Below are 24,563 nucleotides of genomic sequence, written 5' to 3'. Positions count from 1 at the left end.
ACAACACGGCCCCCCTCGGGCCCCTTTTTTTTTCCATCCTGGCCCGGCCTCCCCGGGGGCCACCCCCGGAAGAGGCCGGCACAGGTAAACCGAAGACCTCAGTTCTTCTCAGCCCGCTCACGCAACCCTTTCAGGGTATTGAACGGCGCATCGACCACGAATTTGTTGGCCACCATCGCCGGCACGCTACCGCCCGGCTCGGTGTGCACCTGGTAGGTCACTTCCGTGCTATCGCCCTTGGGCACCAGCTTCCAGAAGCCCTCGACCTTGGCCACCCGTACAAAGCCCTTCTCTTCCGGGATATAGGTCGGCTCTTCGATCAGGTTACGGGTCAGGCTACCATCAGCTCCCTTGACCGTGGTCACATGCAGCACCGAATCACGCGGCGTCACCGGCCATGGCGTATTGAACTGGGTATAGGTCCAGCTCTGGTCACCTTCATGCTTGAGCAACTTCTGCGATTTGCACTCATGAATCCATGTGCAGGCCCCGACCACGTCTTCCTGCAGTGCCTGCACCTTGGCCAAAGGCGCCTTGATCAGGGTAACCCCCTGGTAAGCCTTGTACTTGGAACCAGCCACTTCGCTGAGGGACACCTTGATCCCCTCCTCGTCCTTGGCCACTTGCCAGTTTTCGGCCCAGGCCGCAGGCGACAGCAGAACACCCACGCCACACAGCAGTGCAATACGCTTGAACGATCTCATCATGTTTATCCTTGTTGTCGAAGATCCAGCCTGTCACGCCGCCGTCATCTGCTCCCACCAACCCAGAATCCTGATCGCCTCGTCACGGTCACTGCCACACACCTCGATGTCCGCCTTGAAACCACCACATACCGCGGGCCGTTCAGGCTTGCCGAACAGGTCGCAGAGGTTGGCCGCAGTCAAGTGCAGGCAGCGTTCGCCCGCCGGCTTGCCGCTGGGCATGCGCGGCATCGCGGAAGTGATGGACGGGGCGATGCAGCAGGCACCGCAGCCCTCACGGCAATTCATGGCTTTTCACCAAAATCAGGACTCCCTGGAACAAAACGGGACGAACGTCCCTGGATAGTAACCGCTCAAACAGGCGTTTGAAATTGCTGGCACGATGAAATCCGCCGTGACCCAGCAGTCAGTTCAAACCTATTGGCGGTACTCGAAATCGATGGCCGCCCCTTCCACGTCATGGCGGCTGTCATTGCGCAGTTGCAGCTGCATTTCGTTGTTGATCAGCCGACCATTGAGCTGGAACGGGCTGTCATTGGTCTCAGGCTTTTCAGTGAACATGGGCGGCAGCAAAGGTTTGCGCCGCTGGATGGGCGAAGGCGTGCCCACATTCGGCTCAAGGCTGTTGACCATATCGACCGGCAGGCTGAGGTCCAGCTTTGCTTTGGGCAAGGGCTTGGCAACAGCTTTGCTGACTGGCTTGTGCGCTGGCTTGGCCTTCTTGTTGCCGGCCTGTTTTGCCGCCTGTTTCTGCACAGGCTTGGCTGCCACCTTTTTGGGCACCTGCTTACCCTGAGCGGCCTGTGCCTGGCTTGCCGGCTGCGCAGCCAAGGCTGGACTACCCAGGTAGCAGAGCGGTGCCAGGCACAAGATCAGAGCAAAATGGCGTAAAGCATTCATGGCAAATGGACAGGCTGACAGGAAAGGTGCGTATGCTCCCTGTTCCACAGGCGGCTGGCAAGCCTTACAAAGGTGTGAGCGCAGGCTCCCTGCACAACTGCTGCGCCAGCAAACCGAGCGTAATCACCGCCCGCTCGGCCTCTTTGTTCCACGGGATGCCGCAATTGAGGCGGATGCAGTGGTTGAACTGCTCTGTGTTACTGAATATTAGACCCGGTGCAATGCTGATGCCTTGCTCTAGCGCACGCACATGCAGCTCCTGGGTATTGACCCGCCCCGGCAGGCTTACCCAGAGGATGAAACCGCCTGTCGGCCGGGTCATCTGGGTACCTTCGGGGAAGTGCTGCTGCACCGCCAGCTGATAGGCACTGAGGTTCTTGCGATATTCCTGGCGTATGTAGCGCAGGTGCCGGTCGTAGCCGCCATTTTCCAGATAGGCTGCCACACCCATCTGCGTCACGCTGCAGGCCGAGTGCGTGGTAAAGGTCTGCAGGCGCTGAATCTCGTCCTGGTAACGCCCAGCGATCATCCAACCCACGCGCACGCCAGGGGACAAGGTTTTGGAGAAGCTCGAACAGTAGATCACCCGGTCCAACCGGTCGAACGCCTTCAGCGCCTTGGTCTTGCCCTGCTCGAACATCAGCTCGCCATAGATATCGTCCTCGACGATCTGGATATCGAAGTCCGAGGCCAGGCGCAGCAGTTGCTTTTGCCGCTCTTCCGGGATCGTGCCGCCTAGCGGATTGCTCAGGCGCGCCGTCAGCACCAAGGCCTTGATCGACCACTGGTTGGCCGCCAACTGCAAGGCCTCAAGGCTGATGCCAGTGGACGGATCACTGGGGATTTCGATCACTTTCAGGCCCAGCAGGTCAGCCAACTGCAGCAAACCGTAATAGGTCGGTGATTCGGCGGCGATCAGGTCGCCCGGGCGGGTCAGCACGCGCAGCGACATTTGCAGGGCATCGACGCACCCATGGGTCACGATCACTTCACGCGGGTCAACCAGCACGCCGGCATCGCGCATGCGAATGGCGATCTGCCGGCGCAATGGTTCGAAACCTGGGCTGAACATGTAGCTGAAAGCACGCGGGCTATGGAAACGCGTCACTTTGGCAATTTGCTGATGCAGGGCGCGCACGGGTAGGTAGTCAACATGCGGTACCGCGGCGCCAAACGGGAACACGCCATCGCGTCGCGCCTCGGTCAGCACCTGCTGAATGATGCTGGCGCGCGTGACCAGCCCAGGGCGCTCCACCCGGGCGATGTCCGGGGTTTGCGCGGTCAAGGCCGGGGTCTGGTGCACATAGTAGCCAGACTGCGGCCGTGCCCGGATAAGCCCCTGATCCTCGAGGTTGGCATAGGCCTGCAACACCGTGGCATGGCTGACATTGAGCTGAGCGCTCATCTTGCGCACGGAAGGTACCCGCTCGCCTGGCTGGTAGACACCACGACGGATGTCATCGGCCAGTTGCTGGGCGATACGCTGGTACAGCAGCAGGTTGGTCATGGCGACAGGCTCGTTGTTCTTGTACGGGGCACTGACGGTAGAGGATACCGTAACAGTTGCAAAGTGTACTGGGACAGATTGCAACATAGTCGACAATACAACAGCGTGATAGCTATCGAAACGATTAGACCGACAAAAAGCGGGAACGCTTTGCGCGCCTTCGCGGACTCGCCAGCTCCCACAAGGCTGCGCGCACCTGTGGGAGCTGGCAAGACTCAGCGCGCTGGCGCGAGCTTGCCCTTGTCGTCGGAGAATACGATCTCCACCCGGCGGTTCTGCGCCCTGCCCCGCTCCGAGGCATTGGCCTCGATCGGGTACTGGTCGCCGTAGCCCTCGACCTGCAAGCGTTTTTCGTCGATACCCAGGTCCACCAGCATGTCGGCCACAGACTGCGCCCGGTCGCGCGACAGCTTCAGGTTGTCCTCGGCCAGGCCGGTGCTGTCGGTATAGCCCTCGATACGCACTACACGACGGGGGTTGAGTTGCAGGAACTGCACCAGCTTGAGCACAGTTCGGCTGGCCGAGTTTTTCAGGTCGGCACTGCCGGTATCGAACAGCACATCACCCAAGGTCATCACCAGGCCACGGTCGGTCTGCTCCGAAGCCAATGCGGCGATTTGCGACTCGACCCACTTACCCTGCTGCTGCACGCTGGCCAACTTGGCCTCGCGCAAAGCCAGCTGCAGACGCTGGCGCTCCAGGTCGAGCTTGGCCTGGCGCTCCTGATTCAGCGCCAGCTTGGCATGCTCGCTGGCAATCTCGCTGTAGCGCTGGCTGAGGTAAGCGTAATGCCGCACATCGGATCCGGTGCCAATGTAACTGGACAAGCGCTCGGCACGGGCCAGCGACTCGCCGGCACGGATCACGTCACGCGGTGCACTGCGCAGCACATCGGAATCATCCTTGACCTTCTGGAAGGCTGCGGTGGCCTCATCCAGCGCGGCGCTGCTGCGCTGACTGGCGCAGCCCTGCAAACCCGCCGCCAATACCAGCATAGCCAGCGCAGCCAATGGCATACGACGGATCATGGCTGCACCTCCAACTGCTTGCGCAGGCGCTTGACCCGCGACTGCAGCAGTTGCAGCTGCTCTTCGCTCTTCTGGTTCAGCACCTGGGCTTCGGCCAGGCGCGCATCCAGCTCGGCCTGCTCGGCGCGCATGCGCGCGTCGCGGTAGTCTTCGGTCAGCATGTTGGTCTTGGCGCGGGCCAGTTTATCTTCAGCCAGTTTCAGCGTTTCGACCTGCTCGGTGGCGCCGACGGCCTTGGCCTGTTCCAGTGCCTGTTCGGAAATGCGCATCTGCTCGTCAGGGGCCGGGTCGTTGGCGCAGCCAGCCAGGCCGAGCACGGCCAGGGCAAGGATTAGTGGTTGGGTTCTCACGCAATCTTCCTAGTGTTTGGGGGCGTCCGCCGGCACCTGCAACTGCGCTTTCCAGCGCTCGACATTACGTTGCAGCACAGCCTCGGACGCACCGGAGATCGGCAATTCTGTCAGTTTTTTTGCCAATTGCCCACGCAACCAGCTGTCATTGCACGCCGAGTTGTGCGACAGCGCCAGGTACAGGCCCGGCCGATCCACCGGCAGGCCGCGGGCGATCAGGTCATTGCTCATCCCCAGGCTCTGGACCATGGCCATGCCGGAGTATCGGCCAGCCAGCACATAGTCCACCTGGCCGAGCACCAGTTTCTGGAACGCCTGGGTCAGGTTCTGCGCCGGCACCAGTTTCAGCTGGGCCTTGGCGAACGCCGTGAAGGCCGGGGTCAGGCGCGCACGCTCGGACAAACTGCCCTGATACTTTGCCAAGTCCGCAGGGCCATCGAAGGTCAACTGTGCGTCGTGACGGGTCCACACCAGGTACTCGTTGAGCTGCAACGGCGGATGCAGGTAGTCCAGCGCAGTCAGCTGCTCCACCTGCATGGGGGTGTCGAGCAGCAGGTCCATGCGCCCGCTGCGCACCTCCTCCAGCGCCTGTTCACGACGGCCGGCGCTCAGCACCTCGACCTTCACGCCCAGTTCGCTCGCCACTTGGCGCAACAAGTCGACGTTGGCGCCAATCAGGTGTTTCGGGTCTTTCGGGTCTTGCCACGAATAGGGCGGCGCATCAGGACTGCCGGTTGCCACCAGGCGTTCGCACTTGCTGGCTGCCATGGCCAGCGGCGACACCAACACTGCCAGGCATGCCAGCACCCTGCCTGCTTTATGCAGCACCATTGCTCACTCCTTGTATTGCTCGGCCCCGGCCCATCAGGTAGACGCCGTACCTGTAGGAGCAGCCTCGTGCTGCGAAAGGGCCGGTATGACCAAACATTTGTGACTGCCTCTTCGCAGCACAAGGCTGCTCCTACAGGAACCGCACCAAGCGCCGCATCGGAAAAGGCCAAAAAAAACCCGGCCCTGTGAGGGGCCGGGTTCTTTATAAGTGAAGCAGGCGGATCAGACCAGCTTTTCCAGCTCCGGAACCGCTTCGAACAGGTCGGCAACCAGGCCGTAGTCGGCTACCTGGAAGATCGGCGCTTCTTCGTCCTTGTTGATCGCAACGATCACTTTGGAGTCCTTCATACCGGCCAGGTGCTGGATCGCACCCGAGATACCGACAGCGATGTACAGCTGCGGCGCAACGATCTTGCCGGTCTGGCCGACCTGCATGTCGTTCGGCACAAAGCCTGCGTCGACCGCGGCGCGCGAGGCACCCACAGCGGCGCCGAGCTTGTCGGCCAGGCTGTACAGATGCTTGAAGTTGTCACCGTTGCCCATGCCACGGCCGCCGGAAACGACGATCTTGGCAGCAGTCAGCTCTGGGCGATCAGACTTGGCCAGCTCTTCGCCAACGAAGGCCGAAATGCCAGCGTTGTGCGCAGCGCCAACAGCCTCGACGGCAGCCGAGCCACCTTCGGCGGCCACGGCGTCGAAGCCGGTGGTACGCACGGTGATGACCTTGATAGCCGCACTCGATTGCACGGTGGCAATGGCGTTACCGGCATAGATCGGGCGCTTGAAGGTGTCGGCGGACTCGACCGAGATGATCTCGGAGATCTGGTCCACATCCAGCAGCGCGGCAACGCGCGGCAGGATGTTCTTGCCGTTGGTGGTGGCCGGGGCCAGTACGTGGCTGTAACCCTTGGCCAGCTCGACGATCAGCGGCGCGACGTTCTCTGGCAGGACGTGAGCGTAGGCTGCGTTGTCGGCAACCAGCACCTTGGCCACGCCAGCGATCTTGGCAGCGGACTCGGCAACGCCACCGACGCTCTGGCCTGCGACCAGCACGTGCACATCACCACCGATCTTGGCGGCTGCGGCAACAGTGTTCAGGGTGGAAGGTGCTACGGCACCGTTCTCGTATTCAGCGACAACCAGGATAGTCATTTAGATTACCTTCGCTTCGTTCTTCAGCTTCTCGACCAGTTCGGCCACCGACTTGACCTTGATGCCAGCGCTGCGGGCAGCCGGGGCTTCAACTTTCACGGTCTTGTTGGTGGAGGCGAGGGAAACGCCCAGCGCGTCTGGAGTAACGGTTTCCAGCGGCTTCTTCTTGGCCTTCATGATGTTAGGCAGCGACGCATAGCGCGGCTCGTTCAGGCGCAGGTCGGTGGTGACGATCGCGGGCAGGTTCAGCGCAACGGTCTGCAGGCCGCCATCGATTTCACGGGTGACATTGAGCTTGTCGCCAGCGACTTCGACCTTGGAGGCGAAGGTGCCCTGGGCGTAGCCAGTCAGCGCGGCCAGCATCTGGCCGGTCTGGTTGTTGTCACTGTCGATGGCCTGCTTGCCGAGGATGACCAGCTGCGGCTGTTCTTTGTCGACAACGGCTTTCAGCGCCTTGGCCACGGCCAGGGAGTTCAGTTCGTCAGCGGCTTCTACCAGGATGGCACGGTCGGCACCCAGGGCCAGGGCGGTACGCAGTTGCTCCTGGGCAGTGGCCGGGCCAACGGAAACGACGACGATCTCGGTCGCAACGCCCTTTTCCTTCAGGCGGACGGCCTCTTCCACGGCGATTTCGCAGAAGGGGTTCATGGACATCTTGACGTTAGCAAGGTCGACGCCGGAGTTGTCCGCCTTGACGCGAACCTTGACGTTGTAGTCGACCACTCGTTTGACAGCTACAAGAACCTTCATGGATTCCTCGTTACTCTCCGGTGAATAGATAGTCGCCTGGGGCTGAGCCCGGCGATGCGCGTGGGTACAAGGGCACCTCTAAAGACGTGTCGGGAGGCGGTAACTTCACAGTGACCGAACAGTCTTGTTCGGACCATCGCGATAAATACTCACGGGTCATTTTCTGTCGTGGCGTGTAAACTCCACTACAAACCGGCCTAAGCCCGCAAAACCCTGCTCCACACCTGGTCTTTAGAGGTGTACCTGCGCCCGGCTGCAAGCCTACGGCGAACGTAAAACCGCTCGTATCTTGACCGTAACACCCAATCCGGTCAATACGGCAAATCGGTCACCCTCCAGCCGCGTACCTGTGATTTTACTGGCCTGCGGCAAATTCAAACAAACGTTTGTATTGGACCCGCCAAGTGGTGTAGATATAATGCGCGGCCAAGACAAAACGGTGTAGTCCGTCATTTGCGCAGCTACAGTTTCGCTCCCGTGACGAGCCACTGCGCGCAAGCACCCATAAGACCAAGCAACAGCACGAGCCTTGATGAGTAGGAGAGAACCAGTGGAACGCGAATACATGGAATTCGACGTGGTCATCGTCGGCGCCGGCCCGGCGGGCCTGTCCGCCGCCTGCCGCCTGAAGCAGAAGGCCGCCGAAGCCGGTAGCGAAATCAGCGTCTGCGTGGTGGAGAAAGGCTCTGAAGTCGGTGCCCACATCCTCTCCGGTGCGGTGTTCGAACCGCGCGCCCTGAATGAGCTGTTCCCCGACTGGAAGGAACTCGGCGCGCCGCTGAACACCGAAGTGAAGCGCGATGACATCTACGTGCTCAAAGATGCCGGCAGCGCGACCAAGGTGCCTGACCTGTTCGTGCCCAAGACCATGCACAACCATGGCAACTACATCATCTCGCTGGGCAACCTGTGCCGCTGGCTGGCCCAGCAGGCCGAGAACCTGGGCGTGGAAATTTATCCGGGCTTCGCCGCCCAGGAAGCGCTGTTCGACGACAACGGCGTAGTCCGTGGCATCGTCACTGGCGACCTCGGCGTAGACCGTGAAGGCAACCCGAAAGACGGCCTGTACACCCCGGGCATGGAACTGCGCGCCAAGTACACCCTGTTCGCCGAAGGCTGCCGTGGCCATATCGGCAAGCAGTTGATCAAGCGCTTCAACCTCGACAGCGAAGCCGACGCGCAGCACTACGGCATCGGTCTGAAGGAAATCTGGGAAATCGACCCGGCCAAGCACGAGCAGGGGCTGGTGGTGCACACCGCCGGCTGGCCGCTGGACGTAATGGCCAAGGACAACACCGGTGGCTCGTTCCTCTATCACCTGGAAAACAACCAGGTGGTGGTCGGCCTGATCGTCGACCTGTCGTACGCCAACCCATACCTGTCGCCATTCGACGAGTTCCAGCGCCTGAAGCACCACCCGGTGATGAGCCAGTACCTCGAAGGCGGCAAGCGTATCAGCTACGGCGCTCGCGCCATCTGCAAAGGCGGCCTGAACTCGCTGCCGAAGATGGTCTTCAACGGCGGCGCGCTGATCGGTTGCGACCTGGGCACTCTGAACTTCTCCAAGATCAAGGGCAGCCACACCGCGATGAAGTCGGGCATGCTCGCGGCTGAAGCCGTGGCTGACGCACTGATCGCCGGCAGCGAAGGCGGCGATGCGCTGAATACTTACGTCGATGCCTTCAAGGCCAGCTGGCTGCATGAGGAACTGTTCGCCAGCCGTAACTTCGGCCCGGCGCTGCACAAGTTCGGCCCGCTGCTCGGTGGCGCGTTCAACTATATCGACCAGAACTGGTTCGGCGGCAAGCTGCCGTTCACCCTGCACGACACCAAGCCGGACTACGCCTGCCTCAAGCTCGCGGCGGACTCGAAGAAGATCGACTACCCGAAACCGGACGGCAAGCTCAGCTTCGACAAGCTCAGCTCGGTATTCCTCTCCAGCACCAACCACGAAGAGGAACAACCCTGCCACCTGAAGCTGACCGACCCAAGCATTCCGATCGCCAGCAACCTGCCGCTGTACGACGAGCCGGCCCAGCGCTACTGCCCGGCGGGCGTGTACGAAGTGGTCACTCAGGAAGACGGCAACAAGCGCTTCCAGATCAACGCGCAGAACTGCGTGCATTGCAAAACCTGCGACATCAAGGACCCGGCCCAGAACATCACCTGGGTCACCCCTGAAGGCGCCGGCGGGCCGAACTACCCGAACATGTAAGGGGCCCTACCCTAGCGCTAACAAAAAGCCCTTGGTTTTCGCGAACCAAGGGCTTTTTGTTAGCCGCCAACATCAGGCTGTACGTACTTCCTCGAAAAGCTCTGGGTGGCGATCCAGCAGCTTCAGCAGTTTCACCAGCGCCACGGGTGGCGTGGTCTTGCCGTTTTCATAGCGAGAAAAAGCATTTACCCCACCACCGAAAATTTCCCCCGCTTGACGCTGGTCAAGGTCGAATTTCCGGCGCATGGAGACAATGAAGGAAGGGTCCACAACAGTCGCGTTGACTTGGCGCTCGAATGCCGTCATCAGGCTGCTGACACGCATGGCTTCATCATGGCTAAGTACGCACTCACCACAGGCGGAACAATAATCGCCACTGACGTCAGGGATTACGGTTGCCTCTCCTTTGTAACTAAAGGGCATACCCTGAGTGTCAGGTGCAAGCTCCGCACCGCCGCAAATTGGACATCTCATGTTTACATCTCCTTGAAAGACACGATGAGCACTTCGTCTACCACGGAAACTTTCAGATAAACGTTCCCAACTGCCGTAAGCGGGCGATACACATCCTGCCAAATCCGATGGTCAATGTGGCTGGTCATGCTCTTGTAGAAGTCATCTCGCTTCAAACCGGCGATCACCTCGAGGATGCCCGGATAATCCATCCCCAGTGCCTTGGCGCCCCTCAATGCAGCACCCGTAGGGCTGATGCGTCTTTCCGCAACCAGGGCTTTTACCCGCTCCAGCGGACAATGAGGTGTTCTCTTTTCCATGAGAAATTAACCTTCCAGGTTAAATTTGGCTAATAGGTTATTCCAATAACCCCCGCCCGGAAGGATGCCTCAATGCCCTGTGGCCGTTATCGGCTCATTTGTCACCACACATGATCGGCATCGGCTCCGCCGAAAACGCCAGTGGCTCCCGACGCCCGAAATACAAGGCCGTCAGCAGCCCCACCGTACCCATGATCAGACAAAACCCGACACACACCCACGGGCTCCACGGCATCAGCGCAATCAGTGCCAGCGGCGTGGTACTGGCCCACAGCGCGTAGGCCACGTTGTAGGTGAAGGAAATGCCCGAAACACGGATCTCGGCCGGGAACAGCCCGACCATCACCGACGGCACCACCCCCACAACCCCGCAGCTCAACCCTGCCAGCGCATAGGCCAGCCAGGTCAAACCCCACTGCCCTACCAGGCTGGCGTAGAGCGCGCCGATCCCCAGCGGCAGCAGCAGGCTGTAGAACATCAGTGCACGCCAGGCGCCCACGCGGTCAACCAACAGCCCGGCCAGCACGCAGCCGATGTTGAGGAAGACGATGCCTACGCTGCTCAAGGCAAAGGTGTGCCCGGCACTCATGCCGAAACGCTGCTGCATCACCGTCGGCGTGATCACCACCAGCACCACCACAGCCGAGGTCAGCACACAGGTCAACAGCGCGGCTGGGATCAATGCCTGACGGTGCTCGCCCAGCACCCGCCGCAGCGGAAACTTCACTGGCTGCTCCTGACGCGCACGCAGGGCGAGAAACACCGGTGTTTCGCTGAGCCAGCGGCGCAGCCACACGCCGATCACACCAAATACCCCGCCCAGCAGGAACGGGTAGCGCCAGGCGTAATCGAGGATTTCCTGCGGGGTGAACACCTGGGCCAGCAAGGTCGCGGTCAGCGCCCCCAGCAGGTAGCCGAAGGTCAGCCCAGCCTGCAGGAAGCCCAGGGCATAGCCGCGCCGCCCGGCAGGCGCGTGCTCGGCGACGAAGGTCCAGGCGCTCGGCACCTCGCCCCCCACCGCCGCGCCCTGCAGGATACGCAAGGCCAGCAGGATCAATGGCGCGGCATAGCCGATGTCGGCGTAGGTCGGCATTACCCCGATCAGCAGGCATGGCAGCGCCATCATCAGAATACTCAGGCTGAATATCCGCTTGCGCCCCAGGTGATCGGCGAAGTGCGCCATCAAGATGCCGCCCAGCGGCCGCGCCAGGTAGCCGGTGACGAAGATGCCAAAGCTTTGCAGCAGGCGCAGCCATTCGGGCATCTCGGGCGGGAAAAACAACTGACTGAGGGTCAGCGCAAAGAACACGAAAATGATGAAGTCGTAGATTTCCAGCGCGCCGCCCAGCGCCGCCAGGCCCAGGGTCCGGTGGTCGCCGCGGCTGAACCGGGGCGGGCGAGCGGTATCGATGGCAGTCATGGCAGGTTCCGCAAATCGGCAAAGGGCAAGAGCATAACAAATAGCCGCCCTGTTGCCCCGACTACGGCGCCGCTAGCGGTTGAACACCGTATGCGCGAAGTTGGCCCGCGGCCGCTGCCGCGCGGTATTCGCCGGCAAGGTTCCCGGTAGCGGCAACTTGCCGAGCAGCAGCGGTGCATCGATGATCGCCATGAATGACTCCAACGCCTCGTTATCGGGCACCTGTGGCAGGCTCAGGCTCACTGCCTGGCGCTCGGCCTGCGGCACCGCGGGCACCTTCAACTGGGCAGAGTGGTAAAGCAGGGCGTGCTGGATCTGAGTGCTGACGCGGCAGAAACGCGCCAGGTCAACCCCGGCATGGCTGGCCAGCTCGATATTGCCCAGCAGCAGGTGAAAAGGCTGCAAGGCACACTGCACCAGCCGCTGCAGTTCCTCGAAGCTGTCCACGGGGGCTATCCGGTAATAGCCCAGGCCATTGAGCAGCCGCTCCAGCTGCAGGCGCTGGCACGGGTGTGCGTCGGCAATGAGGATGCGCAGGGTCTTGTTTGCCATGGTCGGACCTGGGCAGTGGGGTAATGGGTGCATTCCATGACCAAACTGCGCCAGTTACGGCTACTGCCAGCACCAAGCCCGGCAGGGGTCTTACTTGATAGAAGTCGGGAAATGCGCATAAATCAAGTGATTGACTGACGGAATTTGCATTTGCCTTTAACTCGGCAATCAGCACTCCCACTGGCGCATGCGCAGCCGGCAGTGCTTCATGGCATTGACGATGTGCTTTTCCACCAGGCTGCGGGAAATGCCCAGGTGCTCGGCAATCTGCTGGTGCGACAGGCCCTCGAGCTTGCGCAGCAGGAAGCAGTCGCGGCATACCTTGCCCAGCTCATCCAGCGCACGCTGCATCAGCGCCAGGCGCTGATCCAGTTGCATGTCGTGGGCGGGGGCCGGGCTGTGCCAACGCTCGTCGCTGTCCAGCACCTCCAGCGGCTCGGCCTGGCGCACCAGATGGCGCCGGTGGCGGTCGACCACCAGGTTGAGCGCGGTACGGTAGAGGAAGGCGCGGGGGTGCTCGATGCGCTCGGCGTCGGTGCGCTCCAGCACCCGCAGGTAAGCATCGTGTGCCACGTCCTCGGCGGCCTGGCGACTGCCCAGACGCGCGGAAAGGAAGCCCACCAGTTCGCGATAGTAATGTTCCACGACGTTACCTGAGATGCCCTGCCAGCGCTTGCCAGAAAGCCCTTTCAGGCAGCGACGCGGGACCGAGTGATGTCAACGTGCGATCTTACAAATTATAATTATTCTCAGCAACAAGGGCAGGCAAGACCTGCGTTCGCCCGCTCCCGCTAAATCCCCCTTCACCGCTTTCGTCTATCTGGCACCCGGTTCGCGCCTGCCACTGAGTGCGCGTGCCCACACCCCTTGGCTGGATGTCTGCATGAGACCTTTAACCAACACCCGTCGCCGTGTGCTGCTCACTGGCCTGGGCCTGCTCGGCCTGGGCAGCCTGCTGGCCTGGAAGGCCCTGCCCTATGGCGCCCAGCCGCTGAGCACGGTCACCGTGACCCGCGCCGACATCGAAAGCAGCGTTACCGCGCTGGGCACCTTGCAACCGCGGCGCTACGTGGATGTTGGCGCCCAGGCCTCCGGGCAAATCCACAAGCTGCACGTCGAAGTCGGCGACACCGTGCGCAAAGGCCAACTGCTGGTCGAGATCGACCCCTCCACCCAGCAGGCGCGGCTGGATGCCGGGCGCTTCTCGATCGACAACCTCAAGGCCCAACTAGCCGAACAACGCGCGCAATACCTGTTGGCCCAGCAACAGCTCAAGCGCCAGCGCGACTTGGCCGCGGCCGGCGCCACCCGTGACGAAGACGTGCAAACCGCCGCCGCGCAGCTGAAGGTCACCCAGGCGCGCATCGACATGTTCCTGGCGCAGATCCGCCAGGCCCAGGCCAGCCTGCGCAGCGATGAAGCCGAACTGGGCTACACGCGTATCTACGCGCCCATGGACGGCACGGTGGTGGCGGTGGATGCCCGTGAAGGGCAAACCCTCAACGCCCAGCAGCAAACCCCATTGATCCTGCGCATCGCCAAACTCTCGCCGATGACCGTGTGGGCCCAGGTGTCGGAGGCCGACATCGGCAAGGTCAAACCGGGCATGACCGCCTACTTCACCACCCTGGCCGGCGGCAAGCGCCGCTGGACCAGCACCGTGCGCCAGGTGCTGCCAATCCCGCCCAAGCCCCTGGAGCAGGCCAGCCAAGGTGGCGGCAGCCCGGCCAGCGTCAGCAATGGCAGCACCGGCAGCCAAGTGGTGCAGTACAGCGTGCTGCTGGACGTCGACAACCCCGACGGCGCGCTGATGGCCGAGATGACCACACAAGTATTCTTCGTCGCAGGCAGCGCCAGTCAGGTGCTGACCGTACCGCTGGCCGCGCTGGACGACGCCAACGGACTGCGCCTGGCGCGTGTGCTGACCGGCGACGGCAAGGTGGAACAGCGCCAGGTGCGCACCGGGCTCAGCGACCGTTTGCGGGTACAAGTGCTGGACGGCCTCAACGAAGGCGAGCGCCTGGTCATTGGCGCCCCCGCCGTGAGTGGAGGCTGAATGAGCGCACCTCTGATCGAACTGGTCGACATCCGTAAATCCTACGGCGGTGTCGATACCCCCAAGGTCGACATCCTCCATGGCATCAGCCTCAGCATCCACCCCGGCGAGTTCGTCGCCATCGTCGGCGCCTCCGGCTCAGGCAAGTCGACCTTGATGAACATTCTCGGCTGCCTCGACCGCCCCACCTCTGGCAGCTACCGTTTCGCCGGCAAGGACGTGGCCGACCTGGACAGCGACGAACTGGCCTGGTTGCGCCGCGAAGCGTTTGGCTTCGTGTTCCAGGGATATCACTTGATCCCCTCGGGCTCGGCCCAGGAAAACGTCGAGATGCCGGCCATTTATGCCGGCATCGACGCCGACGAGCGCCATGCCCGCGCCAGCGCCCTGCTCGGCCGCCTGGGCCTGGCCAGCCGCACCGGCAACCGCCCGCACCAGTTGTCCGGCGGCCAGCAGCAACGGGTGTCGATTGCCCGCGCGCTGATGAACGGCGGCCATATCATCCTCGCCGACGAGCCCACCGGCGCGCTCGACAGCCACAGTGGCACCGAGGTGATGGCATTGCTCGACGAGTTGGCCAGCCAGGGCCATGTGATCATCCTGATTACCCATGACCGCGAAGTGGCGGCACGGGCGCAGCGGGTGATCGAGATTCGCGACGGCTTGATCATCAGTGACTCGGCCAGCGAACAGCCCGTGATCGACAGCGGTCAAGGCCTGCAAGCCGAGCAACTGCGCCAGCGCCTGGACCGCGGCGCCACTTTGCGCGGGGCATGGAAAGGCGAGCTGCTCGAAGCCCTGCAGGCCGCCTGGCGGGTGATGTGGGTCAACCGCTTCCGCACCGCCCTGACCCTGCTGGGCATCGTCATCGGCGTGGCCTCGGTGGTGGTGATGCTGGCCGTGGGCGAAGGCAGCAAGCGCCAGGTCATGGCGCAGATGGCCGCCTTCGGCTCGAACATCCTCTACCTCAACGGCAAGCCGGCAACCCTGGGCGAGCCCGCCGGCACCATCACACTCGACGACGTGGCGGCCATCGGCCAACTGCCACAGGTCAAGCACGTGATGCCGGTGATCGGCGAAAAATTGATGGTGCGCCATGGCAACAACAGCCAGACGTTCTACGTGGGCGGCAACAACACCTATTTCCCGGAAATCTTCAACTGGCCGGCGGTGCAGGGCAGTTTCTACAGCGAATCCGACGAGGCCAATGCGGCTGCCGTGGCGGTGATCGGCCAAAAAGTCCGAGAGAAGATGCTCGACCCTGGCCGCGATCCGCTGGGGCAGTACATTCTGATCGGCAATGTGCCGTTCCAGGTGATCGGTATTCTCGCAGGCAAAGGCGCAAGCTCCGGCGACCAGGACAGCGACGGGCGCATCGCCGTGCCCTACTCCGCTGCCGCCATCCGCCTGTTCGGCCAGCGTGACCCAGACTACATCGCCGTCGCCGCCCTCGACTCCACCCGGGTAAACCAGGCCGAAGCCGCCATCGACCAACTGCTGCGCCAACGCCACAACGGCCGCCAGGACTTCGAACTGACCAACGACGCCGCACTGATCCAGGCCGAGGCACGCACGCAGAACAGCCTGTCGCTGATGCTGGGGGCAATCGCCGCGATTTCGCTGCTGGTGGGTGGCATCGGCGTGATGAACATCATGCTGATGACCGTGCGCGAGCGCACCCGAGAAATCGGCATACGCATGGCCACCGGCGCGCGCCAGCGCGACATCCTGCGCCAGTTCCTCAGCGAGGCGGTGATGCTGTCGATGGTCGGCGGCCTGGCCGGCATCGTCTTGGCCCTGGCCATCGGCGGCGGCCTGATGCTGGCCGAGGTGGCCGTCGCCTTCGCCCTGCCCGCCATGCTCGGCGCTTTCGCCTGCGCCGTCGTCACCGGCATCGTGTTCGGCTTCATGCCAGCGCGCAAGGCCGCCCGCCTCGACCCGGTCAAAGCCCTTACCAGCGAATAGCCCATGACATTGCCTAGCCGCATCAGCCTGTTGACGTTGTGCTTGCCCCTGTGTGCAACCCTTGCCGCCTGCAGCACACCACCCACACCCACCAGCGGCATCGTCGCGCCAATCGCCTGGCAAGGCGACGCCACGGCGCCTTCGGCACACCTGCCGACAGCACAGTGGTGGCAAGCCTTTGCCAGCCGTGAACTGGACCGCCTGGTACAGCATGCCCTGGACAACGCCCACGACCTGGCCGCCGCCACCGCGCGGGTGCGCCAGGCCCAGGCCCGCGCGGTCATGGCCGGCGCCCCCTTGCTGCCAGAAGTGCAACTGGGCCTGAACGGCAACCGCCAGCGCCTGCTGCATGGCGACGGCAATGACCAGCTCGACGTCAGCCGCAGCGAGCGCACCAGCACCTCGTTCGACGCTCAGCTCAGCGCCAGCTACGAAATCGACTTCTGGGGCGGCCTGCGCGCTACCCGCGACAATGCCCTGCGCAGCCTCGACGCCAGCCGTTTCGACCGCCAGACCGTCGAGCTGACCCTGGTCAGCGCCGTCGCCGACAGTTACCTGCAGGGCCTGGCCCTGGAAGAGCAACTGCGCATTGCCCGCCTTAACCTGCGCAATGCCGAGGACGTGCTGGGCCTGGTCGCAGCACGTCAGCGCAGCGGTTCCGCCACGCGCCTGGAACTGGCCCAGCAGCGCAGCCTGGTGGCTACCCAGCAACGCCAGCTGCCGTTGCTGGAACAGAAGTGGCGCGACAGCCGTGTCACCCTGGCGACCCTGCTTGGTGACCCGGTGCAGTCCTTACCCGCCAGCCAGGAAGCGATAGAAGCCCTGCAATGGCCAAGCATTGGCAGCGGCGTACCGAGCGAGCTGCTCACTCGCCGCCCGGACATTGCCGCGGCAGAGGCCCGGCTGGCCGCCGCCAGTGCCAATGTGCAGGTTGCCCGCGCCGCCATGCTGCCCAAGCTGACCCTGGGGGCCAACGTCGGCGCTGGCGCCAACACCTTTGCCCATTTGCTCGACAGTTCCTACTACACCCTCACCAGCGGCCTGGTGGCCCCCATCTTCAACAACGGCCGGCTACGCGCTGCCCATGAGCTGGCCGAGGCCGAACAGGCGGAATTGCTGGAGACCTATCGCGGCAGCATCCTGGCGGGTTTTGCCGATGTCGAGAAAGCGCTCAATGCGATCCAGGGCGTAGACCGCCAGCGGCAGTGGCAGGACGAGGAGCTGCAGCAGGCGCGATTGGCGTTCGAGCTGGCACAGCAGCGCTATGGCGCAGGGGCCGAGACCTTGTTGAGCGTGCTGGAGACCCAGCGCACGTTGTATGTGGCGCAGGACCAGCAGGCGCAACTGCGTCTGGCCCGGTTGCAAGGCAGTGTGGCGTTGTACAAGGCACTAGGGGGTGGGTGGCAGGTGGGGCAGTAGCCCCTATCGCCGCAAGCTACAGGTACAGCGCAAGACAACTGGTCGACGCCGTACCTGTAGGAGCAGCCTTGTGCTGCGAAGAGGCCATAACTGCCAACTACAGTCTTTCGCCTTACCGGCCTCTTCGCTTCGACAGCAATTGCCCTTTCGCAGCACAAGGCTGCTCCTACAGGTTACGTGCATACCAAGGCCGCTGCGGCACCTTGGGCCGTAGCTTGTCGAACAGATCGTCATCGCTGTAGATGATACGCAACGCCAACTTCATGGTCTCCGGGTCCATCTCCACACTGCGCCCAGGCCGCAGCCCCGGCACGGTGGAACAGCCGTGGGTATCCGGCCCCAGCCAAGGGTCCGCCACCTCGACCCAGCGCCCCGGCGCGAACCATGGCACACCGTTGACTTCAAGGCGCCGTACCTCCCCCGGGTGCAACCTCTCATGGGCACGGAACCAGTCCTCGATGCGGTCATCGATCCAACCGTGAAAATGCCAGAACACCGGGTTCACATGGGAAGAAAACGGGTCACCGAGGAAGTCGTTGTCCGCCGCGAACCAACGCTCGGCAAAATCGTCCGGTGTACGCGCCGTCGGTACCGGCATGCCGTTGGCGGGGTCGCGTGGCACCGATGCCCAGCGCATGTGCAACCAGTCGTGCAGGCCCAACTCGACCTCCGAGCCGAACTGGCCCAGGGTCAGAGTGCTCAGGTACTCAGGATCGGTATAGCGCGACTCCCAGACCTGGAAATTACCGTGATAGGTATCTGGTGTCTTGATGTCGCGCACCCACTGCGTGTACTCCTCGTCACCACTGGCCAGCCAGGTAGGTGGCAGGGCGTTGCCGTCGTGGTTGTCGAAATAGCGGGCAAAGCCTGCGCGGTCACGCTCCAGCTCCGGTTGCGGCAGCGGGAAGCGCGACCAGGACGGCAGGTCTTGCAGGGCACGGGCGCTGCCAAGCATGTGCCGGTGCATGAAAAAGAAGTCCTCGCCCGAGCCATTGCGGTCCTTGTGTCGACCGCGTGCGTCACGCTCGCGATCTCGCGGCCCAGGCTGCCAGCCCAGGCCTCGCAGGGCACCCTGCTTGCTCTTGTCCAGCTTGTGCCATTTGTCCCGCGAGGAGTGCCACAACTGATGGAACAAGCGATGCTCCGGGGCGATCAGCCAGGCCAGCAGTTGCGGGTTCAGCGGGGTACGCTCGCGCGCCTCGGGGAAGGTGCGTTTCAACGCCAGGAAGTGGTTGTCCTCAACCGGTAATGTCAGCGCGCGGTCCATGCGTGCGATGCGCCCGTTGAGGGTGGCCGGGCCGGCATTGCCGAACCGGCCCCAGACTTCATCGAGCACGATATGGCATTCATAGCGCGCCTGGGCTGAAAACAGCCGCCAGCGCAAGGTACCCGGCTTGTCCGCCAACAGGTCGCCGACCACCCGGTAGCGCGGTTCCTCGTCCCCGCGCAGGCGCTCAGGGGTATCCAGATAACCACGCAGGGCACGACCGCTGGCCGCCACATCCAGGAACAGCTCCAGCTCACCTGCCGGCAGGCCGTCCAACCCCGCATCCTTGCCCTGAAGGGTCCAGCGCCAGATACCACGCAGGGTGTCGCCTAACTGCTGCAAGGGGGTGTCGGCCAGCTCGACCACGGCCTCGCCTGGGGTTTCCGGGAACGCCTCGGCTTCTTCCCGCTGGCGCTGCACGTACAGTGCACCCAGCGCGCCAGGCACCACCACACCCGTCAATGCCACACCGGCGATGAAACCGCGTCGGGAAATCGTCATTGCATACCTGTGCATTCATTGCGGCCATGGAGCACGGCCCGTCCAAGGCTAGAACGTTGCACAGCCCACGAAATTTAGCGGCGCACGGCCGATGGCACTGGCTAAATTTTTGCCTGGCGAGCTCGTTCACTGCAGGTAGCGGCGGCCTCTGTGCCCATCCCTCGACGGTGAACCAACTGAGACCAAGATGACGACTCCACGCTGGAAGAAAGCCCTGTTTATAAGCCTGGCCGCGGCGCTTGCCGCCGGCGCCGGGTATGCCGCCTGGCACTACTTCGCCACCCCAGCCGGCTATTCCCGCGAGGTGACCCGCCAGGCCAACGACCTGCAGGAACGCATCATCTCGTTCGACAGCCACATCACCCTGCCGCTGACCTTCGGCACCGAAGGCAGCGAGGCCGACAAGGATGGCGATGGCCGCTTCGACTTGGCCAAAGCTGCACGCGGGCGCCTGTCGGGCGCCGCCCTGACCATCTTCGCCTGGCCAGAATCCTGGACCGGCAACGATGGCCCGCACCGCCCGACCCCAGGCTTCGTCGAGGCCGCCCGCCACACCCAGGAAGTGCGCTACAGCGCCATTGCCGCGATGGTTCGCGACTTTCCGCAGCAGGTCGGTATTGCCTATACCCCGCAAGACATGCGGCGCCTGCACGGCGAAGGCAAGTTCGCGGTGTTTCTCAGCATGCTCAACGCCTATGCGCTGGGTGACGACATCAACCAGCTCGACCGCTGGGCCGCGCGCGGTGTGCGCATGTTCGGCTTCAGCTACGTGGGCAACAACAGCTGGGCCGACTCTTCGCGCCCGCTGCCGTTCTTCAATGACACCGTCGATGCACTGGAAGGCTTGTCAGCGACCGGCAAGCGCGCCGTGCAACGGCTGAATGACCTGGGCGTGATCATCGACGTGTCGCAAATGTCGAGCAAGGCGCTGGCCCAGGTGGCCGCCCTCAGCCGCGCGCCACTGGTGGCCTCGCACTCCGCGCCACGGGCTATGGTCGACATCAACCGCAACCTTTCCGACAAGGAGCTGCAACTGATCAAGGACAGCGGCGGGGTGATCCAGCTGGTAGCCTTCTCCACCTACCTCAAGCCGCTCAGCAGCAAGACCCAGGACAAACTCAACGCCCTGCGCGCCCGCTACGACCTGCCGCCGCTGGCCAATCTCAACTACGCGCTGATGCCCGGCGACCCGGTAATCGCCGGCTGGCCCGAGCAGAAGGTCGGCCAGTACGCCAACGAGCTGTACGGCATTCTCGACGAAGAACCGCCCGCCACGCTCAAGGACTATGGCGATGCCATCGACTACACCGTGCGCAAGGTCGGCATCGACCATGTCGGCCTCAGTTCGGACTTCAACGAAGGTGGCGGCATCGACGGCTGGCAGAACGCCGGTGACGCACGCAACGTCACCGCCGAGCTGATCAGTCGCGGCTACTCCGAAGCGGATATTGCCAAGCTCTGGGGCGGCAACTTCCTGCGTGTGTGGGAGCAGGTACAGCGCGCCGCGCTGCCTGTTGCCACTTCGTCTCCCTGACACTTTCGAGCACTGTGATGAACCACCGTCGAACCTTCCTCAAGCAGGCCGGCCTGCTGGCTGCCGCCCTGCCACTGACCGGCCCTGGCCCGTTGCTGCCCGCCGCCCACGCGGCACCTGTCAAACCCGCCTCGGCCGATGACTGGTCCGCGTTTCGCGGGCTGTTCGAGCTGGACCCGACCTACGCACACTTCGCCAATTTCCTGATCACCTCGCACCCAAGGCCCGTGCGCGAAGCTATCGAGGCCCTGCGCGCCCAGTTCGACCGCCAACCGGCACGCATGGTCGACTGGGACAGCCAGTCGGAATGGAAGCACGAAGCCGCCGTGCGTGAATGGGCTGCACGCTATCTTGAAGTCAGCCCAAGGCAAATCGCCCTGACCGGTAGCACCACCGAGGGCCTGGGGCTGATCTATGGCGGGCTGAAGATTGCGCCAGGGCAGGAAATTCTCACCACCGTGCACGAGCATTCGGCCGCGCGCCATACCATGGGTTTTCGCACCACGCGCGACGGCACGCCTGTGCGGCGCCTGCGCCTGTTCGAAGACCCCGCCAAGGTCAGTAGCGACCAGGTGCTGGCCACCATCTCAGCCGCCATCGGGCCGAAAACCCGGGTGCTGGGCATGACCTGGGTGCACTCGGGCAGTGGCGTGAAACTGCCTGTGGGCGAAATTGGCAAGCTGGTGCGCGAGGTCAACCGCCAGCGTGACGAGAACGACCAGATCATCTATGTGATCGATGGCGTGCACGGTTTTGGTGTCGAAGACGTGCGTTTTGCCGACTTCAACTGCGATTACTTCATTGCCGGCACCCACAAGTGGATGTTCGGGCCGCGAGGGACCGGGATCATCTGCGCGGCATCGACCGAGTTGAAACAGCTGACCCCGACCATCGCCACGTTCTCGGAGAATGAAGACTTCGCCACGGTGATGACACCAGGCGGCTACCACGCGTTCGAGCATCGCTGGGCATTGGGCAAGGCGTTCGAACTGCACCTGCAACTGGGCAAGGCGGCGGTGCAGGCGCGTATCCATGGGCTTAATGACGCCCTCAAGCAGCGCCTGGAGGCACTGCCGGGGATCGAACTGGTGACACCCCGCAGCGCCCGCTATTCGGCGGGGTTCAGCTTCTTCCGGGTCAAAGGGCAGGATGCCGATGAGGTGGCCAAGCACCTTAACAGCCAGCGCATTGTGGTGGATGCGGTATCGCGGGATGCGGGACCGGTGGTGCGCACGGCGCCTGGGTTGCTGAACACCGAGGCCGAGATCGAACGGTTGGTGGAGGTGTTGCAGAAGCGCGTTCGCGGGTGAAGCCGTGGGGGCCGCTTTGCGGCCCCGGCGATCCCAAGTCAGGACTGGCCAGCGACCCGCTGCAACCACTCCCCGACATCCCGATAAATCCCCTCCACCTGCCCCACGATCCCCGACATGCGCAAGAAGTCATGGGTCAGCCCTTCCTGCCGCGCAAAGGTCACTGCTGTGCCCCCCGCCAGCAACCAGTCACGGTACGCGATGCCTTCATCATGCAACGGGTCATACTCGGCCACGAACAGGTAAGCCGGCGCCAGCGGTGTACGCAACGTCGACAGCAACGGCGATACCCGCCAGTCCAGGCGCTGCTCGGGCTGCGGTGCATAGTGCTGGTAGAACCACTCCAGCGTGGGCGTCTCCAGCAGATAGCCCTCGGCATGCTCGCGATGCGAAGCGCGTTGGCAGGAAATATCGGTCACCGGGTAGAACAGCAGTTGCGCCAGCGGCTTGAACGCCAGCGCTTCGGGATGCTCGACCGCCGTAATGGCCAGCACCGCCGCCAGGCTGGCACCTACGCTGTCCCCCGCCAACACCACCCGGCGGCTGTCCAGGCCCAGTGCCGCTGCTTGTTCGGCCAGCCAGTTGGCGACATCCAGCACATCGTGCAAGGCCATCGGGAACTGCTGTTCCGGTGCCAGCCGGTAATCCGCCGCCAGCACCGCAAAATCGCCCAGGGCCGCCAGGCGGCGGCACACCGAATCGTGCGAGTCGAGGCTGCCAACCACATAGCCGCCCCCGTGCAGGTAGAAAATCACCGGCTGCAAGGCAGCACCGGCCTCACCCTGGCGATACAAGCGCGCGGCCAGCTGGGCGCCGTCGCGCGCGGTAACCTGCAGTTCGTTGACCGTGACGTTGCCCGGCGGGCTCGGGTCGAGTACCTGCGAGCTGCCAGCGAACTCGGCCCGGGCCTGGGCCACGTCCATCGCGTGCATGGGCAGGCTCCTGCCCGTCAACCGGCCAAACTCGACCAGTTCCAGAAATGCCGCCAGATCAGGGTGCAGTGCCATGTGGGTTCCTTGGGTGGACAATGTGACTCGAACATCCCTACGGGACGTAGCAGCACGCTGAAAAATTACCCGCCACACGGCTAAATCGTTGGCGCAGGCGCTCGTTATCCCTGCACAACGAAAGACCGCCAGAGGCACACCGTGGACCTTCAGAGCATCCTCAGCAAACTGTTCGCCAACGCCCATGCCGTCGGCATAGAAGGCGTATTCCAGTTCGTCTTCGGCCAGGACCAGGCCTTCTGGTCGGAAGTACGCGACAGCAGCCGCACCGGCGCGGGCCGGCACAACGCGCCGGATGTCACCATCGAGGTGGCTGAGCGTGACTTCCTGGGCATCATGGGCGGCACCGCCAACGTCGAGGAACTGTTCGCCAGCGCACGCCTGAAGATCACTGGCAACATGGGCCTGGCCACCCTGCTGCCGCAGATCATCAGTAACGCCCGCCGCGGTGCCGCAGCGGGCAAGGTGTCGATGAACCAGCGCTACCCGACCCCGGCCCGTCTCAGCGAGCGGGTGTCGGCCGCGCGGCCGGTGCAGCGCGAGGTGGCACGCGTTGCCCGCAGCGACATGCCGCTGTCACGCTTCCAAAGCGAGTACCTGGTGCACGGCACCCCGGTGGTCATCAGCGATGCCCTGCAGGACTGGCCGCTGTTCACCATGGGCCGCCAGGCCTCGCTGGAGCACTTCGCGGAACTGCAGGGCATCACCCGGCACGGTGACTACGTGAAGAAAACCTTCTCCACCGACCGCGACTTCCGCTCCACCTCCATGGCCGCGTTCATCGCCTCGCTGGACACCCCGGCCAAAGCCGGAGAAACCCCGGCCTACATGGGCAACAACATCGTGCCGGAAAAGCTGCTGACGTTGATCCGCCACCCGCAGTATTTCAGCCGCGAAAAGTTCATCGCGCCGCGCATCTGGATCGGCCCCAAGGGCACCCTGACACCCCTGCACCGCGACGATACCGACAACCTGTTCGCCCAGGTCTGGGGGCAGAAGTCGTTCATCCTCGCCGCCCCCCATCACCGCCCTGCCCTGGGCACCTGGTCGACCAGCCCCAAGGGCGGCCTCGATGGCTGCGATTTCAACCCCGATGCGCCGGATTACCAGCGCTTCCCGGCGGCGCGCGACGTGCCGTTCCTGCGCGTGGTGCTGCAGGCTGGCGACCTGCTGTTCCTGCCCGAGGGCTGGTTCCACCAGGTGGAGTCGGTGTCCACCTCGCTGTCGGTGAACTTCTGGGTGAACTCCGGGCGCGGCTGGTAACTGCCGAGGCGGGCTTAATTTGCGGCGCCAGCGGCTCGTCCCTAGAGGAAACCGCTTGC

General features: G+C 63.4%; 23 protein-coding genes. 7 read left to right on the top strand and 16 right to left on the bottom strand.

The features are described from left to right. Nucleotides 1-98 precede the first annotated feature (98 nt). The 9 genes from ACNFBR_RS25950 to ACNFBR_RS25910 all read right to left on the bottom strand — a co-directional run bounded on the left by ACNFBR_RS25950 (nucleotide 99) and on the right by ACNFBR_RS25910 (nucleotide 7,222). Nucleotides 99-704, bottom strand: coding sequence for an START domain-containing protein (locus ACNFBR_RS25950; protein ID WP_416737380.1), 606 nt, complete (start codon nucleotides 702-704; stop codon nucleotides 99-101). A 33-nt stretch (nucleotides 705-737) separates the two neighbouring features. After that, the gene (locus ACNFBR_RS25945) at nucleotides 738-992 is read right to left on the bottom strand and encodes a YkgJ family cysteine cluster protein (RefSeq protein ID WP_416737378.1); all 255 of its coding nucleotides are present in this window, start codon (nucleotides 990-992) and stop codon (nucleotides 738-740) included. A gap of 129 nt (nucleotides 993-1,121) precedes the next feature. Further along, nucleotides 1,122-1,604: a hypothetical protein gene (locus tag ACNFBR_RS25940; RefSeq protein WP_416737377.1), complete on the bottom strand. Its 483-nt coding sequence runs from the start codon at nucleotides 1,602-1,604 to the stop codon at nucleotides 1,122-1,124. Between the two features lie 64 nt (nucleotides 1,605-1,668). After that, entirely contained in the window at nucleotides 1,669-3,111 is a 1,443-nt protein-coding gene (locus tag ACNFBR_RS25935) for a PLP-dependent aminotransferase family protein (RefSeq protein ID WP_416737376.1), read from the bottom strand. Nucleotides 3,112-3,326: 215 nt separating this feature from the next. Next, nucleotides 3,327-4,139, bottom strand: coding sequence for an OmpA family protein (locus ACNFBR_RS25930; protein ID WP_416737375.1), 813 nt, complete (start codon nucleotides 4,137-4,139; stop codon nucleotides 3,327-3,329). Then, nucleotides 4,136-4,489, bottom strand: a complete 354-nt coding sequence (locus ACNFBR_RS25925) for a DUF4398 domain-containing protein (RefSeq protein WP_416737374.1) — start codon at nucleotides 4,487-4,489, stop codon at nucleotides 4,136-4,138. The genes ACNFBR_RS25930 and ACNFBR_RS25925 overlap by 4 nt, the downstream gene beginning before the upstream one ends. 9 nt (nucleotides 4,490-4,498) lie before the next feature. Next, nucleotides 4,499-5,320, bottom strand: coding sequence for a substrate-binding periplasmic protein (locus tag ACNFBR_RS25920; protein ID WP_416737373.1), 822 nt, complete (start codon nucleotides 5,318-5,320; stop codon nucleotides 4,499-4,501). Nucleotides 5,321-5,542: 222 nt separating this feature from the next. Further along, nucleotides 5,543-6,472 carry an electron transfer flavoprotein subunit alpha/FixB family protein gene (locus ACNFBR_RS25915; RefSeq protein ID WP_416737372.1) on the bottom strand — a complete coding sequence of 310 codons (930 nt, stop codon included), beginning with the start codon at nucleotides 6,470-6,472 and terminating at the stop codon, nucleotides 5,543-5,545. Continuing rightward, nucleotides 6,473-7,222, bottom strand: coding sequence for an electron transfer flavoprotein subunit beta/FixA family protein (locus ACNFBR_RS25910; protein ID WP_207830090.1), 750 nt, complete (start codon nucleotides 7,220-7,222; stop codon nucleotides 6,473-6,475). Between the two features lie 532 nt (nucleotides 7,223-7,754). Here ACNFBR_RS25910 and ACNFBR_RS25905 point away from each other — a divergent pair. Further along, nucleotides 7,755-9,437, top strand: a complete 1,683-nt coding sequence (locus tag ACNFBR_RS25905) for an electron transfer flavoprotein-ubiquinone oxidoreductase (protein WP_416737371.1) — start codon at nucleotides 7,755-7,757, stop codon at nucleotides 9,435-9,437. A gap of 72 nt (nucleotides 9,438-9,509) precedes the next feature. Here ACNFBR_RS25905 and ACNFBR_RS25900 read toward each other — a convergent pair whose 3' ends face one another. From ACNFBR_RS25900 to ACNFBR_RS25880, 5 genes are all read right to left on the bottom strand, one after another. Continuing rightward, on the bottom strand, nucleotides 9,510-9,911 hold the full coding sequence (locus ACNFBR_RS25900) for a type II TA system antitoxin MqsA family protein (protein ID WP_416737370.1): 402 nt from the start codon (nucleotides 9,909-9,911) through the stop codon (nucleotides 9,510-9,512). Nucleotides 9,912-9,913: 2 nt separating this feature from the next. Further along, complete coding sequence (locus ACNFBR_RS25895; RefSeq protein ID WP_416737369.1) at nucleotides 9,914-10,210, bottom strand: type II toxin-antitoxin system MqsR family toxin; 297 nt, start codon at nucleotides 10,208-10,210, stop codon at nucleotides 9,914-9,916. Between the two features lie 94 nt (nucleotides 10,211-10,304). Next, a complete protein-coding gene (locus tag ACNFBR_RS25890; protein WP_416737368.1) occupies nucleotides 10,305-11,630 on the bottom strand; it encodes an MFS transporter in 1,326 nt (441 codons plus the stop codon). A gap of 72 nt (nucleotides 11,631-11,702) precedes the next feature. Next, a complete protein-coding gene (locus ACNFBR_RS25885; RefSeq protein ID WP_416737367.1) occupies nucleotides 11,703-12,182 on the bottom strand; it encodes a histidine kinase in 480 nt (159 codons plus the stop codon). Between the two features lie 168 nt (nucleotides 12,183-12,350). Next, nucleotides 12,351-12,827 (bottom strand): sigma-70 family RNA polymerase sigma factor, encoded by a 477-nt coding sequence (locus ACNFBR_RS25880; protein ID WP_416737366.1) that lies wholly within the window; start codon nucleotides 12,825-12,827, stop codon nucleotides 12,351-12,353. 238 nt (nucleotides 12,828-13,065) lie between these two features. On the opposite strand from ACNFBR_RS25880, the gene ACNFBR_RS25875 reads away from it, so the two are divergent. Genes ACNFBR_RS25875 through ACNFBR_RS25865 form a run of 3 tightly spaced genes read left to right on the top strand, consistent with a single transcriptional unit; the run spans nucleotide 13,066 to nucleotide 17,622 of the window. Then, the gene (locus tag ACNFBR_RS25875) at nucleotides 13,066-14,238 is read left to right on the top strand and encodes an efflux RND transporter periplasmic adaptor subunit (RefSeq protein WP_416737365.1); all 1,173 of its coding nucleotides are present in this window, start codon (nucleotides 13,066-13,068) and stop codon (nucleotides 14,236-14,238) included. Next, nucleotides 14,239-16,203 carry a MacB family efflux pump subunit gene (locus ACNFBR_RS25870; RefSeq protein ID WP_416737364.1) on the top strand — a complete coding sequence of 655 codons (1,965 nt, stop codon included), beginning with the start codon at nucleotides 14,239-14,241 and terminating at the stop codon, nucleotides 16,201-16,203. 3 nt (nucleotides 16,204-16,206) lie between these two features. Continuing rightward, the gene (locus tag ACNFBR_RS25865; protein ID WP_416737363.1) at nucleotides 16,207-17,622 is read left to right on the top strand and encodes an efflux transporter outer membrane subunit; all 1,416 of its coding nucleotides are present in this window, start codon (nucleotides 16,207-16,209) and stop codon (nucleotides 17,620-17,622) included. 166 nt (nucleotides 17,623-17,788) lie between these two features. On the opposite strand, the gene ACNFBR_RS25860 is transcribed toward ACNFBR_RS25865, so the two are convergent. After that, on the bottom strand, nucleotides 17,789-19,390 hold the full coding sequence (locus tag ACNFBR_RS25860) for a PvdJ/PvdD/PvdP-like protein (protein ID WP_416737362.1): 1,602 nt from the start codon (nucleotides 19,388-19,390) through the stop codon (nucleotides 17,789-17,791). 187 nt (nucleotides 19,391-19,577) lie between these two features. On the opposite strand from ACNFBR_RS25860, the gene pvdM reads away from it, so the two are divergent. Both pvdM and ACNFBR_RS25850 read left to right on the top strand, forming a co-directional pair. Then, nucleotides 19,578-20,924: a pyoverdine-tailoring dipeptidase-like protein PvdM gene (pvdM, locus tag ACNFBR_RS25855; RefSeq protein ID WP_416737361.1), complete on the top strand. Its 1,347-nt coding sequence runs from the start codon at nucleotides 19,578-19,580 to the stop codon at nucleotides 20,922-20,924. A 17-nt stretch (nucleotides 20,925-20,941) separates the two neighbouring features. Then, on the top strand, nucleotides 20,942-22,234 hold the full coding sequence (locus ACNFBR_RS25850; RefSeq protein WP_416737360.1) for an aminotransferase class V-fold PLP-dependent enzyme: 1,293 nt from the start codon (nucleotides 20,942-20,944) through the stop codon (nucleotides 22,232-22,234). Between the two features lie 38 nt (nucleotides 22,235-22,272). Here ACNFBR_RS25850 and ACNFBR_RS25845 read toward each other — a convergent pair whose 3' ends face one another. Beyond that, nucleotides 22,273-23,241: an alpha/beta hydrolase gene (locus ACNFBR_RS25845; RefSeq protein ID WP_416737359.1), complete on the bottom strand. Its 969-nt coding sequence runs from the start codon at nucleotides 23,239-23,241 to the stop codon at nucleotides 22,273-22,275. A gap of 141 nt (nucleotides 23,242-23,382) precedes the next feature. Between ACNFBR_RS25845 and ACNFBR_RS25840 the strand changes: the two genes are divergently transcribed. Continuing rightward, the gene (locus tag ACNFBR_RS25840) at nucleotides 23,383-24,504 is read left to right on the top strand and encodes a cupin-like domain-containing protein (protein ID WP_416737358.1); all 1,122 of its coding nucleotides are present in this window, start codon (nucleotides 23,383-23,385) and stop codon (nucleotides 24,502-24,504) included. Nucleotides 24,505-24,563 lie beyond the last annotated feature (59 nt).

Origin of the sequence: Pseudomonas sp. NY11955, assembly GCF_048068035.1 — a bacterium.
In the GTDB taxonomy this organism is placed as follows: domain Bacteria; phylum Pseudomonadota; class Gammaproteobacteria; order Pseudomonadales; family Pseudomonadaceae; genus Aquipseudomonas.
This window is presented reverse-complemented; position numbering and strand designations above follow the sequence as displayed.

Coding starts and splice junctions, on each gene's coding strand:
- ACNFBR_RS25950 (WP_416737380.1), bottom strand. CDS start 704: ATGAGATCGTTCAAGCGTATTGCACTGCTGTGTGGCGTGGGTGTTCTG.
- ACNFBR_RS25945 (WP_416737378.1), bottom strand. CDS start 992: ATGAATTGCCGTGAGGGCTGCGGTGCCTGCTGCATCGCCCCGTCCATC.
- ACNFBR_RS25940 (WP_416737377.1), bottom strand. CDS start 1,604: ATGAATGCTTTACGCCATTTTGCTCTGATCTTGTGCCTGGCACCGCTC.
- ACNFBR_RS25935 (WP_416737376.1), bottom strand. CDS start 3,111: ATGACCAACCTGCTGCTGTACCAGCGTATCGCCCAGCAACTGGCCGAT.
- ACNFBR_RS25930 (WP_416737375.1), bottom strand. CDS start 4,139: ATGATCCGTCGTATGCCATTGGCTGCGCTGGCTATGCTGGTATTGGCG.
- ACNFBR_RS25920 (WP_416737373.1), bottom strand. CDS start 5,320: ATGGTGCTGCATAAAGCAGGCAGGGTGCTGGCATGCCTGGCAGTGTTG.
- ACNFBR_RS25915 (WP_416737372.1), bottom strand. CDS start 6,472: ATGACTATCCTGGTTGTCGCTGAATACGAGAACGGTGCCGTAGCACCT.
- ACNFBR_RS25910 (WP_207830090.1), bottom strand. CDS start 7,222: ATGAAGGTTCTTGTAGCTGTCAAACGAGTGGTCGACTACAACGTCAAG.
- ACNFBR_RS25905 (WP_416737371.1), top strand. CDS start 7,755: ATGAGTAGGAGAGAACCAGTGGAACGCGAATACATGGAATTCGACGTG.
- ACNFBR_RS25900 (WP_416737370.1), bottom strand. CDS start 9,911: ATGAGATGTCCAATTTGCGGCGGTGCGGAGCTTGCACCTGACACTCAG.
- ACNFBR_RS25895 (WP_416737369.1), bottom strand. CDS start 10,210: ATGGAAAAGAGAACACCTCATTGTCCGCTGGAGCGGGTAAAAGCCCTG.
- ACNFBR_RS25890 (WP_416737368.1), bottom strand. CDS start 11,630: ATGACTGCCATCGATACCGCTCGCCCGCCCCGGTTCAGCCGCGGCGAC.
- ACNFBR_RS25885 (WP_416737367.1), bottom strand. CDS start 12,182: ATGGCAAACAAGACCCTGCGCATCCTCATTGCCGACGCACACCCGTGC.
- ACNFBR_RS25875 (WP_416737365.1), top strand. CDS start 13,066: ATGAGACCTTTAACCAACACCCGTCGCCGTGTGCTGCTCACTGGCCTG.
- ACNFBR_RS25870 (WP_416737364.1), top strand. CDS start 14,239: ATGAGCGCACCTCTGATCGAACTGGTCGACATCCGTAAATCCTACGGC.
- ACNFBR_RS25865 (WP_416737363.1), top strand. CDS start 16,207: ATGACATTGCCTAGCCGCATCAGCCTGTTGACGTTGTGCTTGCCCCTG.
- ACNFBR_RS25860 (WP_416737362.1), bottom strand. CDS start 19,390: ATGACGATTTCCCGACGCGGTTTCATCGCCGGTGTGGCATTGACGGGT.
- pvdM (WP_416737361.1), top strand. CDS start 19,578: ATGACGACTCCACGCTGGAAGAAAGCCCTGTTTATAAGCCTGGCCGCG.
- ACNFBR_RS25850 (WP_416737360.1), top strand. CDS start 20,942: ATGAACCACCGTCGAACCTTCCTCAAGCAGGCCGGCCTGCTGGCTGCC.
- ACNFBR_RS25845 (WP_416737359.1), bottom strand. CDS start 23,241: ATGGCACTGCACCCTGATCTGGCGGCATTTCTGGAACTGGTCGAGTTT.